Below are 19009 nucleotides of genomic sequence, written 5' to 3'. Positions count from 1 at the left end.
CAAGCTCGGGCACAATCCCGCCCTCTTCTCAAGGAGTGCCCATGTCACCGCTCACTACCCTGATGCTGTCAGGAGCCTGCCCGGACGCCCTCGAACAGGCGGCCGCCCTGTTGCGCTCGGGCGCTCAGGTCGCCGTGCCCACCGAGACCGTCTATGGCCTGGCCGCCGATGCGGCCCAGCCCGAGGCCGTCGCTGGCATATTTCGCGCCAAGGGACGCCCGAGCGACCATCCGCTCATCGTTCATCTGGCACACGCAGGTCAGATGGCGCGCTGGGCGCGCGAGATCCCCGCCACCGCCTGGCAACTGGCCCAGGCGTGTTGGCCCGGCCCCCTCACCCTGCTGCTCAAGCGCGCCGAGCAGGTCTCCCCCGTGGTGACCGGCGGGCTCGACACCATAGGGCTGCGCGTCCCCGCCCACCCGCTGATGCTGGCCCTGCTTGAGCGGCTCGACACCGGGCTGGCCGCGCCGTCCGCCAATCCCTATCAGGCGTTGAGCCCGACCAGCGCCGAGCAGGTCGAAGCGGGGCTCGGCGGGCGTATCGCCGCCATCCTCGACGGTGGCCCCTGCCCGGTCGGGCTCGAATCCACCATCGTCGATCTCACGGGCCCGATGCCCACCATAGTGCGAGCCGGCCCCTTGGGGCGTGAGGCGCTCGAGACCATACTGGGTCAGCCTGTCGCCACTCCGCGCGAACATACGGTGGTGGTGCCAGGCAACGTGGCCGCCCACTATCGCCCGGGCACGCCCCTGTGGATGGCCCCGACCGATGCCCTTGAGCAACACTTGGCACGGCTCGCCTTCCGGACACTGGCAAGAGGCGCCCTGATCACCTGGTCAAACGCGTTGGCGGCACCGGCAGGGCTGGGTCAGCTGCGCCGGCTGCCGGCCGATCCGGCCGGCTACGGGCAGGCCCTCTACGCCACCCTGTTTGAGCTGGATCGTCTCGGGCTTGAGACCCTCTGGCTGGAGCAGCCCCCCCAGAGTGAGCCCTGGTGGCCGGTACAGGATCGCCTGCGCCGGGCGACCATGCTGCTCGAGTGAGACCATCCCACCCAAAGCAGCTTCGTGTTTGATTCGGACGGGTTTGTCGTTATGCTTTTCCCGTCCGAATCCGCAGGAGCCCCCTATGCGCCGTTTCAACGTCATGCTGACAGGCAGCCGCCTGATGATGTTCCCCTTCTACATCAGCATGCTGATCTGTGTCGTTTTGTTGATGGTCAAGTTCGGGATCAAACTCTACGAACTCTGTACCAACATCATCTCTTTACCCTATCTCGAGCTCATCATCGGAGTGCTGACCCTGGTCGACTTCGTGCTGGTGGCCCAGATGCTGATCCTGGTGGCCCTGTGCGGCTATGTGCAATTTATCAAGAGCCCGGAGCAGCGTGCCGCCCTCGGAGATAACTGGCTCTATCGCATCGATTTTGTCTCTCTCAAGCTCATCGTCATCAACTCTCTGGTTACCATCTCGGGGATCGAGGTGCTCAAGGCCTTCCTCGAGGAGGGGGTGATGAACGAGGGGGAGATGAAGTGGTCCGTTATCGTCTTTCTCGCCTTCTCGACTGCCGCTCTCATCTATGCCGTGACGGAGCGGTTGGCCGAGCATAACGACAGGGGAGAGAAAGCGGATCTCCCCGGCCATCACCCGAAATAAGCGCCCCTTACGCCAGCCAACTGGAAGCCTAATGACCCTCTCCCATCGCACCCTCTTCGTCCTGCTCGGCGCTCTGGCCGGGCTCACGCCCCTGGCGGTCGATATGTACCTGCCCGCCATTCCGACCCTGGCCAGGGAGCTGGGCACCACCATCGACGGGGCTCAGCTCACGGTCAGCGCCTTTCTCGGCGGTTTTGCCATCGGCCAACTCTTCTACGGGCCGCTGGCCGACAGCTTCGGCCGCAAGCCGGTGATCATGGCGGGCCTCATCATGTTTGCCCTGGCCTCGGTGGGGTGCGCCCTGGCCGATAGCCTGCCCGAGCTACTCGCCTTTCGCATGTTGCAGGCGGCCGGCGGTGCCGCCGGCTCAGTGGTGGTCAACGCCCTGCTGCGCGATCTCTTCGAGAAAGATGCCTTCTCCCGCGCCATGTCCTTCGTTATCCTGGTGATGACACTCGCCCCCCTGGTTGCCCCCGTGCTGGGAGGCTATATCACCACGGCGGGCCACTGGCGCCACATCTTCTGGCTACTGCTCGCCTGTGCCACCCTGATCGCCCTCACCATGCAGTTTGCGATTCCCGAAACCCTCAAGCCCGAGTTGCGCCAGCCCCTGCGCCTGGGCAAGATCCTGGGCAACTACGGCGGCGTGCTGAGCAACCCCAGGGCCATGGGCTATGTGCTGTGCGGTGCCTTTGCCAGCTCGGGCATGTTTGCCTTCATCAGTGGCTCCCCGTACGTCTACATCGAGTACTTCGGCGTGCCCACCGAGCACTACGGCTGGCTCTTTGGCCTCAATATTCTGCTGATGATGGTGGTCACCTACGCCAACAGCCGGCTGGTGAAGGGGATTGGTGCCGAGGGCATGCTGCGTTATGGCCTGCTGGTTCTTCCTCTCGCCGGGCTTGCCCTCGTCTATGCCAGCTGGAGCGGGTTTGGCGGTCTGTGGGGGGTGGTGATCCCGGTCGTCCTCTATGTGGGCCATATCAGCCTGGTGGGGGCCAATGCCATGACCGGCCTGCTGGGGCAATTTCCCCAAACGGCCGGCACCGCATCTGCCCTGGCCGGCACCCTGCGCTTCGGGATCGGGGCTCTGGTCGGGGTAGTGGTCAACCTGACGCCCCCCAGCTCGCCGCTGCCAATGGCGCTGAGCATCGCCGGCTGCGGCCTGCTCTCGACCTTGAGCTATGCCCTGCTGGTTGGGCGCAGAGGAGCGGCTTGAACACGCCTCCTTTGACTACACTGTTGCCACACCGGTTCGAGAGAGATCCTGATGGGCAAGCGATGGATGACACTTTCCCTGGGCTGTATCGCCCTGACGGCCCTGCTGCTCATCCTCCCCCTCTGGTTGAGAGGGGGTAGTCAGGGGCACGATCTCTTTCATCATCTGCTATCGGGCCACTACTTTGCCCTGCAACTGTGGCAAGGGGAGCTCTACCCACGCTGGTTGATGGCCATGAACGGGGGGTTTGGCAGTCCCACCTTTTTCTTCTACCCCCCTCTGCCCTACTATGTGAGCGCCCTGCTGGGAGGCGCAACCCCCCAGCCCCACGATGCCATGACCGCGCTCATTGCCAGCGCTACCCTGGCCCTGGGCCTGTCGGGGCTCACCTTCTGGCTCTGGATCCGATCCATGGCAGGGCCGATGCGGGCCTTGGTGGCAAGCCTGATCTACATGGCCCTGCCCTATCACCTGGCCATCGACCTCTATGCCCGTTTCGCCCTGGCCGAGGTATGGGCCTTTGTCTGGCTGCCCCTGATCCTGCTCGGACAGGATCGTTACATGCGCACCATCGGTGTCCCGCTCATGGCCCTGGGGCTGGCCCTGCTGACGCTCTCTCACCTGCCTAGCCTGCTGCTGGCCATCTGCCTGGTGCTGCTGCGCGCCCTGATCCGGGCCAGACGCGATCGTCTCTGGCGTCCTCTGCTCACCACCCTGGGGGCAACCCTGCTGGGGCTGGCCATGGCAGCCCTGCTGCTCGCCCCGGCCCTACTCGATCAAGGGGGGATCTCCATGGCGGAGATGCAGCGCGGTATGTTCGATTTTCGCCGCAACTTTCTGGATCGACTGCCCACCGCCTTCGATGACTGGCGCTTTCGCGGCCAACTCGCCCTGTTCACCCTGCTCACCCTCTTCACCCTGCTGCTTGCCTGGGCGGGGGCCCGCGAGCCGCGTCACCCCGAGCTTCCCCTCTGGGGCGGCTTCGGGGTGCTCGCCTTTATGATGATGCTGCCCCAAAGCCAGCTCCTCTGGGAGCTGCTGGTACCACTGCAACGGGTGCAGTTTCCCTGGCGAGCCAACCTGATCCTCACCCTGGCCACTGCCGCAGTGGTCGCCCTAGCCTCCCCTTCTCACCCCAACTCCAGGGTACTGGTAGGAAGCACCCTGCTCCTGACCCTGCTATTTAGCGCCAGCTATGTACGCCATGCGCCACTCACCCAAAGCCCCAACCCGGAAGTTCTCGATTTCGAATTCGACAGTAAGCGCAGTGCCCGGGAATATCGCCCCAAGCAGGTTCCCAAAGGGATGTTTTCCCCCAGCCTGCTGGCCTGGAAACAGGAGTTTCAGCCTCCCGTGGTGAGCGAACAGGCAGGGGTGAGCTGGCGCATCAGTCGATGGCAACCGCGTCATCTGGCGCTGACGGTCACTACGCCGACGCCGGCCAAGCTGGTGCTGCATCAGTATGATTATCCAGGCTGGCAGGCCTGGTTGGATGGAGAGTATCCCCTCGAGGTGAGTGCCAACCGGCAAGGCCTGTTACAGGTATGGGTCCCCGAAGGGACCCATACGCTGAAGTTAGTCCTCTCCATGCGCTGGCCCGAGCGGATCGGTTATCTCCTCTCGGCCCTAGCCTGGGCACTCTGGGGGGCACTGCTCTGGCGCGCTAGAAGAGCGCGCTATTGAGCCACAGATGCACTCCTATGCTGGCGGCATAACCCAGAGCAATGGCCGGTGCCCACTTGAGGTGGCCAAAGAAGGTATACATGCCATGAGCCTGCCCCATCAGGGCCACGCCGGCGGCCGAGCCGATGGAGAGCAGGCTTCCCCCGACTCCGGCGGTCATGGTCACCAACAGCCACTGGCCGACTGACATATCGGGGTGCATCGAAAGTACGGCGAACATGACGGGGATGTTGTCGACCACGGCTGAGAGCAGACCGATAGCCACGTTGGCCAGGGTCGGTTCGCCCGAACCATATAGCCAGTGAGAGACCAGCTCCAGATAGCCGATAAAGCCGAGTCCACCGACGCACATCACCACCCCGTAGAAGAAGAGCAGGGTATCCCACTCCGCCTTGGCCACCTTGCTAAAGACATCGAAGGGGACAAAGGTGCCGAGGCGCTCCAGCCGCTCACGATCGCCACTGCGCTCATAGAGAGCGCGGCGCTTCTCTACTGCCTGCTGGAAGGTCTTGCGCAGGAAGAAACCGAAAAATTGCAGGTAACCCAGCCCCAACATCATCCCAAGCACGGGGGGAAGGTGCAGGAAGTTATGGCAGGCCACCGCCGTCAGAATGGTTAGCAGAAAGAGCACCATGATGCGACGTGCCCCCCGTCGCATATAGACCCGCTCGGTCGAGGCACTCGGGGCATGATGAGGGATCATCAGGCTCATCAGTAGCGCCGGCACCAGAAAGTTGACGACTGAGGGGATAAAGAGAGCAAAGAACTGACCAAACTGCACCTTCCCCGCCTGCCACACCATCAGTGTGGTGATATCGCCAAAGGGACTGAAAGCCCCCCCCGCGTTGGCCGCGACGACGATGTTGATACAGGCCAGGTTGACGAAGCGACGCTCCCCGTTGGCGACCTTGAGCACCACGGCGCACATGAGCAGGGCCGTGGTCAGGTTATCGGCCACCGGCGAGATGAAGAAGGCAAGCCCACCGGTGAGCCAAAAGAGGGTTCGAAAGCCAAAGCCGGCACGTACCAGCGCAGAGCGCAGAGCATCGAAGGCTTGCCGCTCCTCCAGGGCGTTGATATAGGTCATCGCCACCAGCAAGAAGAGCAACAACTCCGCATACTCGAGCAGATTGTGGCGAAACGCCTCCTCCACCAGTACGCTCTGCCCCTCCCGGGTATAGACGACCCCTATCAAGATCCAGATAACACCCGCCGCAATCAGGACAGGCTTGGACTTGCGCAACTGGATATACTCCTCGGCCATCACCAGCAAATAGGCCAGCACGAAGAGCAGCAGACAGGCGATACCCACCGTGCTCGAGGTCAGCGGCAGTGGACCAACGGCCGCAAGGGCAGGAGAAGGACTGAACGAGAGGAGTAAAAAAGAGAGGAGCGGTAGCAGCAAACGGGCCATACAGTCATCCTTGAACATGAATCGTGCCTAAGATGCTAGCACCGGCTGAGGCCCGTTTTTTCTTCCAAATCAAAGTTTCAGCAAATAGTGAGGGAGATAACACAAAAAGGTTCATCCCTCTTCTGCGAACTCCCTTACCCGATAGCGCCAAGCCGATAGCCCTTCAGGCCAGCCCCCTGGCGGCCACCCCCCCTTGCGCAGCAGATGATCCAAAAATGCAGCAGGATCGGGCAACTCGCGCCAGACCGCAGGCAGGAAGGTCGCTCGGCGCCCTCCCCCCATCAGCCAGAGTCCGTCGATACCTGGCCTCAAGGAAGCCAGCAGTTCGGCACGCCCCTCGACCTCCATGGGAGAAAGGGGCCCGAGCAGAGAGATACTGATGGAAACCCCACCCAACTCGGGCGGCTCGAGTGGCGGGAAGCGTGGATCCCCGAAAGCCGCCAACCGGGCAAAGTGCGGCAGTGCCTCACGCAGGGGCCCCTGGGGTTCCAGACAACCGATGCAGCCACGAAGGCGCCCCTCCTCGTGCAGGGTAACAAAACAGGCCAGCACGGCATTGGCCAGTGGCATCGAGCCAATCGCGTGCGAGAGTTCATCACGGCAACGGTCGTCCCAGCGGCTGGCGATGGCGAGCCTGGCGATGCCGAGCAGCGCCAGCGCCTCTTCCCTGCCCGGTTGCGGCAGCTCAATAAAATCCGACGCAGCCATAGCCCACCACCCGCTCACGCTCACCTGTGATCACACCGGAGTCACTCTGCCCAATCAGGCTTGCTTGCCACTCATGCTCCCTGGCGAGCAACAACAGGGCATTGAGACCGAAACAACCACACGCCTGATGAGGTCCAAGCTCCGGAGTCAAGCCGAGGATCCGGGCCAACGTCTGCTCATCGAGGACCCTGGCCTCTTCCTGAGTCATGAAATGGCTGAGATCGCTGCTACTGATGAGCAAGGTCCGGCCATCGAGCAGAGGCGTGAGATGCGAGGCCAGCCAAAGGGCAGTGCACTCACCCACCACCAGAGGCACCAGCGAAAAGTCACTCAGACGGTACTGCAGCAGGGGGAGCAGGACCTCGATGGCATGCTCCTGCCGGTGCGCCTCTTCATAGCGGATAAATCCGTCGTGGCGGGTCAACTCGGCAAGCGCTTGCATATCGAGCACCGTGGTGCCAAGGGGCGTCTGAAATGCACGGCAATCATCGGCGGGGAGCGCGACACCACGCAGTGGCACCCTGTGGGCAGGCGCGAGGATCACCACCCGTGCGATTCCCTGTCGCGCCAGTGTCGCCACCCCCTGCGCCGCCAAGGCGCCGCTATAGCGATAGCCGGCATGAGGCAGCAGCAGCGCACGGGGTTGCCGGTGCGAACCCTGGTTCAAGGAAAGATGGGCGCCAAGCCAGCTGCGCAAGGCCTGCTCCTCTGCCGGGTAGAAATAACCGGCGACTGCCGGAGGGCGGATCTGACTCACGGTCGTGCTCCTCGTGGTTGGCTCACTAAAATGATAGGAGAGCCGAGGAGTTGACGATGGACACCCTTCACCCCACCCGCTATTGGCGAAGACTGGATGATGGCCGGGTTGAATGCACCCTTTGCCCGCGCTTGTGCCAACTGCGCGACGGCAAGCGCGGGGTCTGCTATATGCGCCAGGCCATGGAGGGAGAGATAGTGCTCACCCACTGGGGAGAGACCAGCGGGTTTTGCATCGATCCCATAGAGAAAAAGCCCCTCTATCACTATCTGCCGGGGAGCGCGACCCTCTCCTTTGGTACCCTTGGCTGCAATCTCACCTGCCGCTACTGCCAGAACTGGTGTATCAGCAAGTCGCGAGAAGATGAGCGGCTCAACGAGCGCACCACCCCGGCACAGATTGCCGATCTCGCGCTTCACCATGGCTGCCGCAGCGTCGCCTTTACCTACAATGACCCTGTCATCTCGCTCGAATTCACTCTGGAGGTCGCCAAGGCATGCCATGACCGCGGGATAAAGGCCGTTGCCGTCAGTGCCGGTTATGTCAACCCGAAGCCCGCACTCGAGCTCTTCGGCGCCATGGATGCCACCAATATCGATTTAAAGGGGTTCAGTGACGACTTCTATCACGGCCTCTGTGGTGGAGCCCTGACACCGGTACTGGAGTGCCTGAAGCTTATCCGCCACCAGACTCATTGCTGGCTGGAAATCACCACTCTGGTCATCCCCGGCCACAATGACGACGATGCCACTCTCAGCGCATTGAGTCAGTGGATTGCCAGAGAGCTTGGGGCAGACACCCCCCTGCACTTCACCGCCTTTCATCCCGACTTCCATCTCACCGAGCCGGCAGTCACCCCGATGGAGACACTGCAACGGGCACGAGAGAGAGCCCTGGCAAATGGCCTGTATCACGTTTACACGGGAAATATTCCAAATAGTGCCAGTGAGAGCACTTACTGCAGTGGCTGTGGTGCTCTGCTCATCGAGCGCAGTGGATATCGGCTCGGACAATGGCGTCTGAGCGAGGGGCGGTGTGTGCACTGTCATCGGGCTCTATGTGGCCACTTCGAGCCTTACCCCGAGGCGTGGGGGCCCAAACGGCTGAGGGTTAACCCCGAATGATCCCCTCTTCATCATGACCGCGCAGCAACCCCAGCAGCAGACTGCCGTCACGTAATGCCTTGTGCACCTGAATCGAGGTGGGCTTGGTAGGATCTTCGTAGAAACGGGTCGACTCGATCTGCAAACGCACCAGATACTCTCCGGGTAACTGGCTCGCCAACGACTGGTGAAGCATGGGAAAGAGCAGGCGGTCGGCACGCGCCAGCTCTCCCCCCAGCAACAACTTGCCCGGGTTAAGCAGGCAAATCAGGTTGGCAAGCACCCTGGCCAGACGACTGGCAGCCTGTTGCAATATCTGCTGGCACAGACTGTTGCCTTCGAGGGCAAGCTCGCACAGCTCGCGTATGGTCACCTGCTCGGGAAGATCCATCTCCCCCATGCGAACTCTGAGATCACGATACTGGGACTCGAGCGCCTGATTGGTGACCAGCGTACAAGCACAGCCAAAGCCCCCGCAGTAGCAGCGTTGTCCATAAGGCTCCAGTTGCAGATGGCTGAGATCACCGAGCATGGCATTCTCGCTCTCGATCAACTGGCCATTGACCACCATGCCGACACCGATGTCATTGTGGACAAACACCAGCACCGCATCGGCACAATCTTTGGCTGCTCCCCACTCACGCTCGGCCTGGATCCAGGTGCGCACATCGGCACTGACCAAGACCGGCACACCAAACGCCTCTTCCAGCGTAGGGCCCAGGGGCCAGTTGCGAAGATCGTAATAGGGGAAGTGGCGGACTCGTCCCGTGTGGCGCTCGACCTGGCCCGGAAGACAGAGGGCAATGCAGGCCAGGCGAACCCCCTTGGCGGGCAGAAAACGACGAATGGCGGCGATAAGGCTGGCAAGCAGCTCTTCACGCTCGTCCTGGCTAAACTGATGACGGTGTCGTGACAAAGAGCGGCCGGAGAGATCGAACAGGGCCATGTCCACATAACCACGACCCAAGCGCATGGAGAGAAACTGGTAACGACGCTCATTAATCCGCAAAAGCGTCTGACGTCGCCCCCTGCCGACACTGGTTTCACCGCAAGGCACCACCAGCTCGTTATCGAGCAGCTCTCGGGTGATCTTGGTGATACTGGCCGGAGAGAGTCCCGTCAATCTGGAGAGGTCGGTGCGTGACAGCTCGGTGTGCTCTTCCAGGCTGGCATAGACCAGACCATAGTTGAGCTGACGGATGAGATCGATGCTGCCTTTGACCAAGTCGTTCATGAGCCGGGGAGAAGTGAATAGGACACAGGGGAAAATTGTCCCACATTATGCCACGTTACCCAACAGGCAACCGGCCCCGAGGCCGGCTGCCTGTCAACATCAATAACGAAACTGACCGACCAGTCCCTTGAGCTCGTCCCCATTTTGGGCAAGATCCTGGGTCGTTCTATGGGTGTCTCGCGCCACCTCGCTCAACTCTCCGACGATCTGCTGTATGGCCACCAGATTGCGGTTGATCTCCTCGGAAACGGCATTTTGCTCCTCTGCGGCCGCGGCGATCTGCAGGTTCATGTCATTAATGGTGGAGACCGCACTGACCATGGTATCGAGCGAGGCGGCGATGCGTGCGGCCTCGGCCACCGTCTCCTGACTGCGGGATTCACTGGCGCCCATGACGTCCACTGCCTGCCGTACACCACTTTGCAGCCGCTGCAACATCTCGTTGATCTCTTTGGTGCTCTGTTGAGTGCGCCCGGCCAGAGAACGAACCTCGTCGGCAACCACGGCAAAACCCCGGCCCTGTTCACCGGCGCGAGCCGCCTCGATGGCTGCATTGAGTGCCAGCAGGTTGGTCTGCTCGGCTATCCCGCGAATCACCTCCACCACTGACTCGATTTTGCCTGTCTCATGAGCAAGCTGCTCGATGACAGAGGAGGCCGAATGAACCTCACTCACCAACCGGTTGATGCTGGAGATCGCCGTATCGACCACGCTACGCGCCTCATCGGATTCTCGAGCCGCATCCGAGGTTGCTGATGCTGCATTCGATGCGCTGGAGGCGACCTCCTGAGCCGTTGAACTCATCTCGGTGACGGCGGTGACAACCTGATCCGTCTCGCGGCTGTGGCCTTGCATCTGATGATCACTGCGCTCACTGAGATCGCGCAGTCGCTCCACAGACACAAACAGCTCATTGCTGGTTCGCCCTACCTGACTCACCACATTCTGTATCCGCTCGACGAAGCGGTTAAAGGCGCTGGCCAACTGCCCCACCTCATCATTGCTCTGTACTCTCAGCCTCTGGGTCAGGTCCCCTTCTCCTGCGGCAATATCGTTGAGGGCACTCACCGCATCGGCAAGAGGCTTGGCAACACGATTACCAATCGCCAGGGTTGCCCCCAGGGCGACCGCCAACACCAGCAGGGTTAACAACACATTGCTTCCCATTGAGCTGTAAAGCGCCTCCTCACGCAAGGTGCGCAGCGCCGCCAGTTCATTATCGATATCATCGATGTAGAAACCGGTGCCCAGTACCCACTGGAACTTGTCGATGACCACGTTATAGGAGAGCTTGGGGGCATCACGGCCAATAGAGGGCTTGTTGGTCCAATACTCGGTAAACCCGTCTCGCTCACGCGCTGACTTGACGATGTCCTGGATCAGCAACTTCCCTTGTGCATCCTTGTCCTGCCAGCGGTTTTTTCCCTCCAGTGCCGGGGTAGCCGCATGCATCACCTGCATACCGTTAAAGTCGAAGACAAAGAAGTAGCCATCACTGCTGTAACGCAGGGCTCGCAAGATGTCTTTCACCTGCTCGCGATTTTCTGGAGAGTCTGGTTGAGCCAGCGTCTTGGCGATCGAGGTCTGGGCCAGCATGATATAGCTACCCAGCAGGGCCTTGCGCTCCTTGATGGCCTGCTCCCGATTACGGGATAGCTCGCTCTCGAGATCACTCTTGGCAATCATGTAGTTGCTAAGATTGATAGCTGCCGCCATCAGCAGCACGGGCAGCGCACCTAGCAGCAAGATCTTCTGTTTCAGTGTCATTGCAACCTTCCTTGTTGTTCCTTATACACAGCGACATATCATCCAAGGGATTCACAGTGAGCATAGTCGTCACTGGCTTATCACTGCAAATCTGCGCCTTTGGCACGTTTGTGCACAGCCAAGGGTCTATGCTCTTCTCAGGATCCTTGGTCAGGATATAAGCAGCGTCGGGCTAACAAGTTGCTCTCGCTCCCGTTTTGCACTCTTGCCGTATCCACACCATTTTTATTTTCAGATAAGTTTCCTAAGATTGGGAAAATGGGATTGCCAAGGGACCATGCAGGATAAGCCTATGGATGACGATATCCTGATTATCGAAGATGACGCCTCCCCCGTAGCAGAGCAAAAGCGGCGGTGGAAGGTGATGATAGTGGACGATGAGCCCGAGGTTCATCGGGTCACTCGTATCACATTGTCTCAGTTTGAGTTCGACGGGAAAGGGCTCGAGCTGCTTCATGCCTATAGCGCAAAAGAGGCCAAGTCGATGCTGGCACAGCAGGACGATGTTGCCCTGTTGCTGCTTGATGTGGTCATGGAGACCGATAACGCAGGTCTTGATGTCGTTCGCTATGTGCGTGAAGAGATCCAAAATGGCATGGTCCGTATCGTGCTAAGAACCGGACAACCGGGTCAGGCACCGGAAGATGATGTGGTGGCCAATTTTGATATCAACGATTACAAGGACAAGACCGAACTCACCTCGCAAAAGCTTCGCACCCTGCTTCGGGCCAGTCTGCGTTCATACCGGGATATCCGAACCCTGGATCGTAACCGCCGCGGTCTGCAGAAGGTGATCGAAGCCTCACGGGGTATCTTCGAAAAACGAGCCCTGCGTAACTTTATCGATGGTGCACGCGAGCAACTGACCGCCCTTCTCAATCTCGAAGACTCAGCCCTCTACGATGCCAAGCAGCATGCCTATGAGGTGCACGACAACCAGCTGCTCCAATCGATTGAACCGACCGTCTCCTCGCTGGAAATTGCTCAGGCCCCCGCTATCGTGCAGCAAGCCATGCGTTCACAAAGCAATATTTATGAGAAAGAGGAGCTGGTACTTTACTGCAAGAACAGCCGTCACCACCTGCTGTTTCATATCGAAGGCAGCCAGCACCTGAGTGAACTCGATACCAATCTGCTCAGCCTCTTCACCGAGAGTATCGTGGTCGCTCTCGAGAATATTCGTCTCAATGAGGTCATTGCCGATAATCAGAGAGAGATCATCTATCGGATTGGCGAACTGGTCGAAACACGCTCAAAAGAGTCCGGCCTGCATGTGAAGCGTGTCGCTCTCTATACGGAGCTCTTCTGCCACCTCCTGGAGATGGAGGAAGAGCGCTGTGAGATGTTTAAACGGGCCTCTCCCCTGCACGATATCGGTAAGGTAGGGATCCCGGACTCCATTCTCCACAAACCGGGCAAGCTCACACCGGAAGAGTGGGAAATCATGAAGACCCATGCCCAGTTGGGCCATGACATGCTCTCTGGCAGCCAGCTTGAGCTCTTCCAGATTGGCGCCACCATTGCCGGCAGCCACCATGAAAAGTGGGATGGCTCGGGCTATCCCAAGGGTTTGAAGGCTGACGCAATTCCACTCGAAGGGCGTATTGTCGCCCTTGCCGACGTCTTTGACGCGCTGGGATCTGACCGGTGCTACAAGAAGGCATGGCCGCTGGACAAGGTGCTGGCTCTTATCGCAGAGGAACGTGGCAGGCACTTCGATCCCCAGCTGGTCGATCTGATGCTGGACAATATGGATCGCTTTCTGGCCATTCGGGATCAATACCGCGACACCTATATGGGCGAATAATCCCCCCATTCAACCTGCCAGGCCTGCCGGCAGGCCTGGCAGGTGAACCCTTACACTGTCATTCACCACCCATTCGGCATGGAAAATGCCGGCATCTTTTCCAACAGCCATTCCCGGTAACGACACTATCCATGCCTCTTGGGCCGCTCATCTGGTTACTTGGCGCCTTATTTAAGATGATCAAGCTTGACGTTTGGCGTTGGCGTTGGCGTTGGCGTTGGCGTTGGCGTTATCAGGCTGCCAGAGAGGCAACCCCGCTTGGTTGATTAGGGACAGAATCCCGGTAGGGCGGCCCTGCTTATCCAGTCGATAAGAAAACGGGGAGAATAAAACCAGCGCGAAAAAGAAAAACCGGGGCATCAGCCCCGGTTTCGATATCGTCTAGACAGCTTCGATTAGAAGTTGTACTGCATGGCGACGGTCCACTCGTCGTCCATGTTGTCGATACCCTGGATCTTGTACTCGGTGTAAGCCTTCAGCTTCGGAGTGAAGCTATACTGAACACCCAACAGGGTCTCGTCGACCAGATCCTTGTACTCGGAACCATTCAGATTGGAGCCCAGCTTGCTCTCTTTGAAGTTGTAACCGGCCAGGAAGGTCCAAGCGTCTACATTGTAGGAGGCAGCCAGCTCGTAGCCGCGGCCCTTGTCCTTGTCGGCACCGGCAGCATTCTTGGTGTAGTTCAGGTCACCCTGAGTGTATACACCGGCGAAGTAGAAGCCACCGATGGCGTAGTGTGCACCCAGTGCCCACTCTTTCTTATCACCGTTGATATTTGTGTTGTTTTTATTTTCGAAGTCGGAGTAGGCGTAACCAGCGTTGAAGCCCAGACCGAAGTCAAAGTCGTAACCGGCAGCGGCGGCATAACCATAGTTACGTTTAACATCTTTGCCGAAGATGGCTGTTTCTTTGACAGACTGGCCAGCATCAGTAACCTTCACAGCGACGTCGTCGTTGGTCTGATAGGAGAGCTTGCCCTTGAAGCCACCGATCTGGTTGGAATAGACAACCTGACCTTCCTGGCGACCGTCATAGAAGTTACCGTAACTTCCCCACTCATTGAAAATATCGGTTGCTTCCATTACATCGTAAAAAGCTGTATCGGTCTGACCGAAGATGATCTTACCGTACTGGGAGCCATCGAAACCGACGTAGATGTGGCGAGAGTTGAACTTGTTGTCAGAGTTTTCGGCAGAAACTTGCCACTCGGTCTTGGCAATGGCAGACCAGATGCTATCCAGAGCAACCTTGCCGGACCAACCCAGACGGGAAGACCCAATCAACTCAGCATCACCTTTGTGTGCAGCAGTGATATCGTTAGGGTTGTCACTATCAGCATAGTAGTTGGCCTGAACACGACCGTAGATGTCGAAGGTAGTACCGTCTTTGTCATACACTACGGCAGCGTTAGCAGCGGAGGCGAACAGAGCCGGGATGGCGATAGCCAGAATTGTCTTTTTCATAGTTTCCAATGCCTACTGTAATTAAACACTAAGTCTTTGTTATTCCCTGTGTTAGCGACGTTCTCTGCGTCACTATGCTGGCGAGACTAGCACCGGGGTTTGTAATCCGCAATAAAAAAACCGGGAACTTTTTACCGGGTCGATGGTCTGGCATATCAAAACGTGACCAGGATCCCATTATCTTCCCGATAACAACTGGAAAACGTTTTTAGAGATTATCACTGGTCATACCGCCACCAAGGCGCACACAATTGCGTCCTTCCTCCCCACAACAGCGCAATTTAATCGCGCGCCCTCCCCCGACAAATTCCCCTTTATTCCTCTCCCGACGCTCGCACTGGCGTGCCCTCATTCGCTATTCTGTGTCACCCAGTTACAAACCCGGCACTTTGTCCCATGCTTTCACCCCGTCTCAAAGAGGCCATCCGCACCACTTACCGGCAATTGGCCGACGCCTTGCCAGGATTCGTCCCCCGCCGTGAGCAGAACTTCTTGGTGGCCGAAATCGCCAAGACCCTGAGCGGGGAATACGAGAAGTCCCGCCGACTCCTGGTCGCCGAGGCGGGCACCGGGATCGGTAAATCCCTCTCCTATGCCCAGGGGGCCATCCCGCTCGCACGTCTGCAACAGAAGAAGCTGATCATCTCCACCGCCACCGTGGCCCTGCAAGAGCAGCTTATTCACAAGGATCTCCCCTTTTTCCTGCAGCACAGTGCCGTTCCATTTCGTTTCATGCTGGTCAAGGGACGCCAGCGCTACTGCTGCGAACATCTGCTTGAGCAGGCGGCCATGGGGACCGAAGAGGCCAATCTGGAGTTTGCCTTCGAGCAGCTCTCTGCCACACGGCCCAGCGAGGAAGATAAAGATCTTTATAAACGGCTGTGGGATCGCTACACGGATGGCAAATGGGACGGAGACAGGGATAACTGGGCCGAGCCACTCCCCGATACGGCCTGGGAGCGCATTGCCGCCGATCGCCACACCTGTAACAAGGCCCTGAACCACCATCAGCAGTGCCCCTTCCACCGGGCCCGGGACAAGATGGAGGAGAGCGATGTGCTGGTGGTCAACCATGCCTTGCTGCTGTCGGACCTCACCATGGGGGGCGGCATCATACTCCCTCCTCCTGACGAGTGTTTTTATGTGCTCGATGAGGCGCACCACCTGCCCACGGTGGCACGGGATCACGGGGCTGCCGCAATCCACCTGGGCGGCAGCCGCAAGAGCCTGGAGAAGCTTGCCCAGAGTGCCGGCAAGATAGCCCGGCGCCTTAATAAGGAGAGTCTGCTCGATCCCCAGATGAAGCTACAGGATGCGTTGGCCTCTCTCTTGCCCGACCTCAAGGAGGTGGAGCAGTGGGTTAAACAACACCCGGAGCTCTTTGCCAACGAACCGCATCATCGTTTCGTGGATGGGGAGCTGCCAGAGCCCCTGCCACTGCTTGCCATTAACCTGCGGGAGGGGAGCAAACAGGCGCTGCGAGCGCTGGATCGGTTGCAAGGCGCCCTGAGTGAGGCCCTTCGCGAGGGGGAGATCCGGCGCAAGGAGGCCGAGCCTCTGCTCGCCGAGGCGGGCTTCTTCTTGCAACGCCTCGAGCACTTCCACCAACTGTGGGAGCTGATGAGCCGGGAGGTCCCCCCCGGCAAAACACCGCTCGCACGCTGGCTGTACCAAAGCGATGGGGGGGATGTGATGATCCACGCCTCCCCCATCGAGGTGGGTTATCTGCTCGAGGAGTGGCTCTGGTCCAAGTGCCTGGGGGCCGTGCTGGTCTCGGCGACCCTGACGGCCCTGTCGAGTTTTGACTACTTCCGCCATCAGGCGGGGCTCAAGCCCCATGATGGCACCCGTTATCTGCGCCTGCGCTCTCCCTTTGATTACGAAAAAGCCGAGCTGTTCATCCCCAAAATGCGCTGCGAGCCGAGCGATCCCGGCTTCACCCCTGAGCTCATCGAACGCCTGCCTGGGCTCATCAAGGGTGAGAAGGCCAGCCTGCTGCTCTTCTCCTCCTACCGCCAGATGAAGGAGGTGGCCGAGGGACTGCGCAGTCAGGGATTGACCCTGCTGGTGCAAGGAGAAGCCTCGCGCCATGCGCTGCTGACCCTCCATCGCCAGCGCTGCGACGCCGGTACCCCCAGCATACTGCTCGGCACGGGTAGCTTCTCGGAAGGGCTGGATCTGCCGGGCCACTACCTCACCAACCTGATCATTACCAAGCTCCCTTTCGCGGTGCCCAACTCCCCGGTCGAGGAGGCCACCGCCGAATGGATTGAGAAACGTGGCGGTAACCCCTTCTTGCAGGTAACGGTGCCAGAGGCCTCGCGCAAGCTGATTCAGGCCTGTGGCCGGCTGATCCGCAAGGAGGCCGATGCCGGACGCGTCACTGTTTTGGACCGGCGCCTGGTGACCAAGCGCTACGGCAAGGGGCTGCTCGATGCCCTGCCCCCTTTCAGACGCAATATTGAGTGAGGATTCAGCAGCGAGGCCAAGATGGGCAAGGCTTGCCGCCCAGCAGCAAACCTGCAAGAATGCCGCTTGGTTTAGGTTTGTAACCTTCGTTGGTTCAAGGAGATAGAATGAAACTGACCGTTTTGCTGCCAACCGTAGCGGCATTGGCTTGGGGTAATCTGGCTGTGGCCGCGGCGCAACTGGATGTTCAGGCCCCCTATGTGGTAGAGCTGATCGATGGCCAGAGCGTCAGCGCCAAGCTGCTCGAGCACGGCAAGAACAATCAGCTGCAAGATGGCAGACATCAGCTGGTTGTCTCTTTTGAGGGCAACTATTCCAATCGTACCGAGACCCGTTTCATCACCGCCGAGCCGCTGGTGCTGAACTTCGAGTCCAAAGATGGCCAACACATCGTATTGGACTACAAGAAGCCCCGTAACGAGGGTGAAGCACGTCAGTTTGTTAAGCTGCAAGACGTCCAGCTCAAGGACAAGGTGACCGGGCAGCGTATCGAGAGCGAGCGCTTCGTGATGCCCAAGCAAGAGGGCTTCCAGCTGACCCGCGACTATCAGCAGGAGCTGATCGCCATGGGCAAAGCCTTCAACCAACCCAAGACGGTCGCCGTCTCTACTGCCGCCGTGATGGCCGCCAGCAGTGAACCGATGCAAGTGGCCCCCACCAAGGCCATGGCCAATCCCGAGGCCCTGACCCAGCTGCAGAGCTGGTACAACAAGGCCGATGCCGAAACCCGCAAGGCATTCCAGATCTGGGTCATCCAGCAACAGTAATGACCAAGGGGAGCCAAGGCTCCCCTCTTCTTTGCCCATGACTCCCACCGTCTTCTATCACCCCCTCTACTCGGCCCTCCCCCTGCCCGAGCACCACCGTTTTCCCCTAGCCAAGTACCAGGCGCTGCACCAGAGCCTGCAGAGCCTTCCCTTGAGATGGCAGCAGGCCAATCCCATCAGCCGGGAGGCCCTGACCCGCATCCACGAGCCAACCTATGTGGATGCCCTGCTGCAGGGGTCGCTGGACCCTCTCAGCCTGCGACGCATCGGCTTTCCCTGGAGCCCGCTTTTGCTGGAGAGAACCCGACTCTCGGTAGGCGCGACCGTGATGGCCGCCCGCCACGCCTGCGAGGAGGGGTGCGCCCTGCAGATCTCGGGGGGTTATCATCACGCCCACAGGGAGAGGGGCAGCGGCTTCTGCCTCTTCAACGATCTGGTGCTGGCCGGGGATCTGATGATCGCCGAGGGGCGTGCAGAGCGGGTGCTCATCTGCGATCTCGACGTCCATCAGGGGGACGGCAGCGCCACCTTATGTCAGGGCCGCGACGACATCATCACCCTATCGCTACACGCCGAGCGCAACTTTCCCGGCAACAAGGCCCACTCACACCTGGACTTTCCCCTGCCCGATGGCATGCAAGACGACGCCTATCTGGAGACCCTCTCCCAGGCTCTCGAACTGGCGCTGTGCCTCTACGCCCCGGATCTCATCCTCTATCAGGCCGGCATCGATGTGCATCGGGACGACGAACTGGGCTACCTGGCATTGAGTGATGAAGGCGTCCGGCAACGAGACCGTTTCGTCTTCGAAACGGCCCAAACCCGGGGCATTGCCATCGCCGCCGTGCCGGGGGGCGGCTACCGGCGGGACTGGAGCGCCCTCGTTCCCCTGCATCGCATCCTGTTTGAAGAGGCGCTTGCCTGCTGCTTGCGATAGCAAAACGGCCCTTGCGGGCCGTCTC

General features: G+C 59.7%; 15 protein-coding genes. 9 read left to right on the top strand and 6 right to left on the bottom strand.

The annotated features are described in order from the left end of the window. Positions 1 to 41: 41 nt before the first annotated feature. The 4 genes from AB5Y48_RS10445 (at position 42) to AB5Y48_RS10430 (ending at position 4558) form a co-directional block, all read left to right on the top strand. Positions 42 to 1043 (top strand): L-threonylcarbamoyladenylate synthase, encoded by a 1002-nt coding sequence (locus tag AB5Y48_RS10445; protein ID WP_368164366.1) that lies wholly within the window; start codon positions 42 to 44, stop codon positions 1041 to 1043. Between the two features lie 85 nt (positions 1044 to 1128). Continuing rightward, positions 1129 to 1656 carry a YqhA family protein gene (locus AB5Y48_RS10440; RefSeq protein ID WP_368164365.1) on the top strand — a complete coding sequence of 176 codons (528 nt, stop codon included), beginning with the start codon at positions 1129 to 1131 and terminating at the stop codon, positions 1654 to 1656. Positions 1657 to 1687: 31 nt separating this feature from the next. Continuing rightward, positions 1688 to 2875: a Bcr/CflA family multidrug efflux MFS transporter gene (locus AB5Y48_RS10435; RefSeq protein ID WP_368164364.1), complete on the top strand. Its 1188-nt coding sequence runs from the start codon at positions 1688 to 1690 to the stop codon at positions 2873 to 2875. Between the two features lie 51 nt (positions 2876 to 2926). Continuing rightward, complete coding sequence (locus AB5Y48_RS10430) at positions 2927 to 4558, top strand: 6-pyruvoyl-tetrahydropterin synthase-related protein (protein ID WP_368164363.1); 1632 nt, start codon at positions 2927 to 2929, stop codon at positions 4556 to 4558. Here AB5Y48_RS10430 and nhaD read toward each other — a convergent pair. From nhaD to amrB, 3 genes are all read right to left on the bottom strand, one after another. After that, the gene (gene nhaD, locus AB5Y48_RS10425; RefSeq protein WP_368164362.1) at positions 4539 to 5972 is read right to left on the bottom strand and encodes a sodium:proton antiporter NhaD; all 1434 of its coding nucleotides are present in this window, start codon (positions 5970 to 5972) and stop codon (positions 4539 to 4541) included. The genes AB5Y48_RS10430 and nhaD overlap by 20 nt on opposite strands. A gap of 111 nt (positions 5973 to 6083) precedes the next feature. Further along, positions 6084 to 6680: an AmmeMemoRadiSam system protein A gene (gene amrA, locus AB5Y48_RS10420; protein ID WP_368164361.1), complete on the bottom strand. Its 597-nt coding sequence runs from the start codon at positions 6678 to 6680 to the stop codon at positions 6084 to 6086. Further along, on the bottom strand, positions 6658 to 7437 hold the full coding sequence (gene amrB, locus AB5Y48_RS10415; RefSeq protein ID WP_050666095.1) for an AmmeMemoRadiSam system protein B: 780 nt from the start codon (positions 7435 to 7437) through the stop codon (positions 6658 to 6660). Before amrB ends, amrA begins: the two co-directional genes overlap by 23 nt. Before the next feature lie 56 nt (positions 7438 to 7493). Between amrB and amrS the strand changes: the two genes are divergently transcribed. Then, positions 7494 to 8561: an AmmeMemoRadiSam system radical SAM enzyme gene (gene amrS / locus AB5Y48_RS10410; protein ID WP_368164360.1), complete on the top strand. Its 1068-nt coding sequence runs from the start codon at positions 7494 to 7496 to the stop codon at positions 8559 to 8561. Here amrS and AB5Y48_RS10405 read toward each other — a convergent pair. Then, a complete protein-coding gene (locus AB5Y48_RS10405; protein WP_050666093.1) occupies positions 8548 to 9774 on the bottom strand; it encodes an ROK family protein in 1227 nt (408 codons plus the stop codon). The genes amrS and AB5Y48_RS10405 overlap by 14 nt on opposite strands. Positions 9775 to 9873: 99 nt before the next feature. After that, the gene (locus AB5Y48_RS10400; protein ID WP_050666092.1) at positions 9874 to 11541 is read right to left on the bottom strand and encodes a methyl-accepting chemotaxis protein; all 1668 of its coding nucleotides are present in this window, start codon (positions 11539 to 11541) and stop codon (positions 9874 to 9876) included. A gap of 292 nt (positions 11542 to 11833) precedes the next feature. Between AB5Y48_RS10400 and AB5Y48_RS10395 the strand changes: the two genes are divergently transcribed. After that, positions 11834 to 13348 carry an HD domain-containing phosphohydrolase gene (locus AB5Y48_RS10395; RefSeq protein ID WP_060586847.1) on the top strand — a complete coding sequence of 505 codons (1515 nt, stop codon included), beginning with the start codon at positions 11834 to 11836 and terminating at the stop codon, positions 13346 to 13348. Between the two features lie 395 nt (positions 13349 to 13743). On the opposite strand, the gene AB5Y48_RS10390 is transcribed toward AB5Y48_RS10395, so the two are convergent. After that, the gene (locus AB5Y48_RS10390) at positions 13744 to 14811 is read right to left on the bottom strand and encodes a porin (protein ID WP_368164359.1); all 1068 of its coding nucleotides are present in this window, start codon (positions 14809 to 14811) and stop codon (positions 13744 to 13746) included. 396 nt (positions 14812 to 15207) lie between these two features. On the opposite strand from AB5Y48_RS10390, the gene dinG reads away from it, so the two are divergent. The 3 genes from dinG to AB5Y48_RS10375 all read left to right on the top strand — a co-directional run bounded on the left by dinG (position 15208) and on the right by AB5Y48_RS10375 (position 18984). Then, entirely contained in the window at positions 15208 to 17280 is a 2073-nt protein-coding gene (gene dinG, locus AB5Y48_RS10385) for an ATP-dependent DNA helicase DinG (RefSeq protein ID WP_050666089.1), read from the top strand. A gap of 107 nt (positions 17281 to 17387) precedes the next feature. Then, positions 17388 to 18047 carry a DUF2057 domain-containing protein gene (locus AB5Y48_RS10380; protein WP_050666088.1) on the top strand — a complete coding sequence of 220 codons (660 nt, stop codon included), beginning with the start codon at positions 17388 to 17390 and terminating at the stop codon, positions 18045 to 18047. Positions 18048 to 18084: 37 nt separating this feature from the next. Next, a complete protein-coding gene (locus tag AB5Y48_RS10375; protein WP_050666087.1) occupies positions 18085 to 18984 on the top strand; it encodes a histone deacetylase in 900 nt (299 codons plus the stop codon). Positions 18985 to 19009 lie beyond the last annotated feature (25 nt).

The organism is Aeromonas sp. R6-2, assembly GCF_040908155.1.
Taxonomy (GTDB): Bacteria; Pseudomonadota; Gammaproteobacteria; order Enterobacterales; family Aeromonadaceae; genus Aeromonas; species Aeromonas schubertii.
Note: the sequence above shows the minus strand (reverse complement) of the source record. Positions and strands in the feature narration are given on the sequence as shown.

Excerpts from the sequence above, each read along its gene's own strand:
- AB5Y48_RS10445 (WP_368164366.1), top strand. The coding sequence starts at position 42 with ATGTCACCGCTCACTACCCTGATGCTGTCAGGAGCCTGCCCGGACGCC.
- AB5Y48_RS10440 (WP_368164365.1), top strand. The coding sequence starts at position 1,129 with ATGCGCCGTTTCAACGTCATGCTGACAGGCAGCCGCCTGATGATGTTC.
- AB5Y48_RS10435 (WP_368164364.1), top strand. The coding sequence starts at position 1,688 with ATGACCCTCTCCCATCGCACCCTCTTCGTCCTGCTCGGCGCTCTGGCC.
- AB5Y48_RS10430 (WP_368164363.1), top strand. The coding sequence starts at position 2,927 with ATGGGCAAGCGATGGATGACACTTTCCCTGGGCTGTATCGCCCTGACG.
- nhaD (WP_368164362.1), bottom strand. The coding sequence starts at position 5,972 with ATGGCCCGTTTGCTGCTACCGCTCCTCTCTTTTTTACTCCTCTCGTTC.
- amrA (WP_368164361.1), bottom strand. The coding sequence starts at position 6,680 with ATGGCTGCGTCGGATTTTATTGAGCTGCCGCAACCGGGCAGGGAAGAG.
- amrS (WP_368164360.1), top strand. The coding sequence starts at position 7,494 with ATGGACACCCTTCACCCCACCCGCTATTGGCGAAGACTGGATGATGGC.
- AB5Y48_RS10405 (WP_050666093.1), bottom strand. The coding sequence starts at position 9,774 with ATGAACGACTTGGTCAAAGGCAGCATCGATCTCATCCGTCAGCTCAAC.
- AB5Y48_RS10400 (WP_050666092.1), bottom strand. The coding sequence starts at position 11,541 with ATGACACTGAAACAGAAGATCTTGCTGCTAGGTGCGCTGCCCGTGCTG.
- AB5Y48_RS10395 (WP_060586847.1), top strand. The coding sequence starts at position 11,834 with ATGGATGACGATATCCTGATTATCGAAGATGACGCCTCCCCCGTAGCA.
- AB5Y48_RS10390 (WP_368164359.1), bottom strand. The coding sequence starts at position 14,811 with ATGAAAAAGACAATTCTGGCTATCGCCATCCCGGCTCTGTTCGCCTCC.
- dinG (WP_050666089.1), top strand. The coding sequence starts at position 15,208 with ATGCTTTCACCCCGTCTCAAAGAGGCCATCCGCACCACTTACCGGCAA.
- AB5Y48_RS10380 (WP_050666088.1), top strand. The coding sequence starts at position 17,388 with ATGAAACTGACCGTTTTGCTGCCAACCGTAGCGGCATTGGCTTGGGGT.
- AB5Y48_RS10375 (WP_050666087.1), top strand. The coding sequence starts at position 18,085 with ATGACTCCCACCGTCTTCTATCACCCCCTCTACTCGGCCCTCCCCCTG.